Raw genomic sequence first — 2,361 nt, forward strand, 5'->3', positions numbered from 1 at the left:
CCATTTTTATTATACAGCCGTAAAATTTTGATAAATTGTTAAAAATCAACTCAAATATGCATAATATAAGGATTGTGATTTTTAACACTTGTCTGTCGATCTCCTGCGATTTTTACCCTATTGGAGGTCGACAGACGTTTTTTATACTTTCTTGCTTTTTTTTGTTATTCTATGATAAAATATATTACAAGAAAGATGTCGGTTTTTAAATTAAAATATCAGGAGAATTGAAATGAGATTAAACATTCAATTTTCTTTTCATAACTTAATACTTCCAGTAAATTATAATCATATAATTCAAGCTTTCATTCTTGATTTAATAGATGATGCACAATATAGAAGCTTCGTTCATAACGAGGGCTTTAGTTATGAGAAAAGAAAGTACAAATTGTTTTCTTTTTCAAGGCTAAAGGGAAAATTTAGCTTAAATAGAAAGGATAAAACAATAGAGTTTTCTGATAATGTTTCTTTGAAAATTTCCTCTCACGACAAGAACTTAATTCAGTATTGTGCAGACTCGCTTTTATTTAAAGATGATTTTGAACTATTAGGTCAAAAGATTAATGTAGAGAAGTTAGAGTACGATGATTTGGAAATAAAAAGCGATAAAATAAAAGTGAAGACCTTATCCCCCATTACTGTTTATTCTACGATTGTACAAAATTCTTCAAAGAAGACTATTTACTTTTCCCCCAACGACGATAACTTTTCAAAATTAATAAGAGAGAATTTAATAAAAAAGTATCTTGCCTATTATGATTCATATCTTCCGAATGAAATAAGTAATGATGAATTCGTTATAAAAGAAGCTGATCAGAAAGGCTCTAAAATGATCATAACAAAGTATCAAAATTTTATTATTAAAGGTTGGCATGGTGTTTTTGAAATTCAAGGGAATCCAAGTTTGTTAAAAATTGGTTATGACTCTGGTTTCGGAGCAAAAAACTCCCAAGGGTTTGGGTTAGTAGAAGTTATATGATTATGAATAGAGGGTGATGATATGGGTTTTATCGATGCGGTTTACACTATTGGAAAAGAGTTTTCATCAAAAACTGATGAAATAACAGATTATCCAAGCCAAAAAGCAATAGAGAAAAAGATCGTGACGCCTTCTTAAATGACTCCAAATCGGTTAAATATTTACCATTAATATAGAATCAGCTTACTTCAACTACTTCAATAACTCTTTTACTTCTTCGAATGTAATATAAGGAAGAAGCTCTAAAGACTGTTTTAACTTCTTATAGATAGAATAAAAATATCGGCGATATAAGAGAACAATCGTCGATGATTTTGTTTGGTTCCTCATAGGTAGGATAAAAAGACATAAGATACTATAAACACACTATCTTAAAAAATTACGATTATTAAGTAAAACTTTGAGAAATTGTTAAAAATCAATTCAAATATCTAAAGACGGACTAATTAGTGTCAAAAATGTAAAGATAATTAATTATTCAAGCAGTAAAAAATTAGAATTCTTACGTTTTTTCTATCTCAAACTTAGAAGAAAATAGCTTAACTAAAAAACCTCCATGACGGAGGTTTTTTAGTTATCTTTGTTGACTTTTTGATTAAAATTGTAAGCCTGCGTGAATCTTGAATTTTGGTTTCCATTGGTTGGCTTCATAATCTGTGCCTTCGAAATCTGTTAATGTTACCTTTTCAAATAAAAGATCTGCACCTACATTCATGTCGAGGTTTTGAACTACAAAGCTTGCTCCAGCTCCACCGCCGAAACCCCAACTTGAGCTGTCGGCTTCCTCCTCCAAATTTAATGATTCAACAGAAGTGCCAGCGGTAACTGTTCCAAAGGAATAGTTAAACAAACCTTGGACATACATTCCAACTGCTAAGTCTGGGAAGAAAACATTTAAACTTTGCCTATAGCCACCATTCACACTAAAACTCGTTTGAGAAAAATTCATTGGAACAGATACCGTTTCACCTGTAACCTCATCAATAACATAAACATCTTTATCTTCTGAGGGAAAATAGTAATCAAAAGAACCACCGACCAACAAAGCTCCACCTTCTATACCTAATCCCTCAAACAGATAGTTTGCACCAAAACTAATTCCATGCATTGTTACATCTGATTGTACGACTGTGAGACTCTCATCTAGAGTTGCGTTTGTATAACCGCCTGTGACTTCAAATGCCGCGAAACTAAAAACAGCTAACATACCTACCAACAACGTTGCGAAAACCTTTTTCATCCTTATCTAACCCCCTTGTTTAATAAGTTTGATGTGAAACTTAAAAAACTATAATAAAAGCTGATTTTTAATAACTTTTAGGCTTTTGAACTTTAACTTATTAACAGTTAGTTTAATATATTTTCTTTGTTTTCATTCCTCA

General features: G+C 31.2%; 2 protein-coding genes. One reads left to right on the forward strand and one right to left on the reverse strand.

Annotated elements, in window-relative coordinates:
* Positions 1-232 precede the first annotated feature (232 nt).
* Positions 233-979: a CRISPR-associated endoribonuclease Cas6 gene (gene cas6 / locus AA81_RS13870; RefSeq protein WP_103899361.1), complete on the forward strand. Its 747-nt coding sequence runs from the start codon at positions 233-235 to the stop codon at positions 977-979.
* Positions 980-1,574: 595 nt separating this feature from the next.
* Here the strand turns inward: cas6 and AA81_RS13875 are convergent.
* Positions 1,575-2,219 carry an outer membrane beta-barrel protein gene (locus AA81_RS13875; RefSeq protein WP_103899362.1) on the reverse strand — a complete coding sequence of 215 codons (645 nt, stop codon included), beginning with the start codon at positions 2,217-2,219 and terminating at the stop codon, positions 1,575-1,577.
* Positions 2,220-2,361: the final 142 nt, after the last annotated feature.

The sequence above is a fragment of the Petrotoga halophila DSM 16923 genome, from assembly GCF_002924615.1.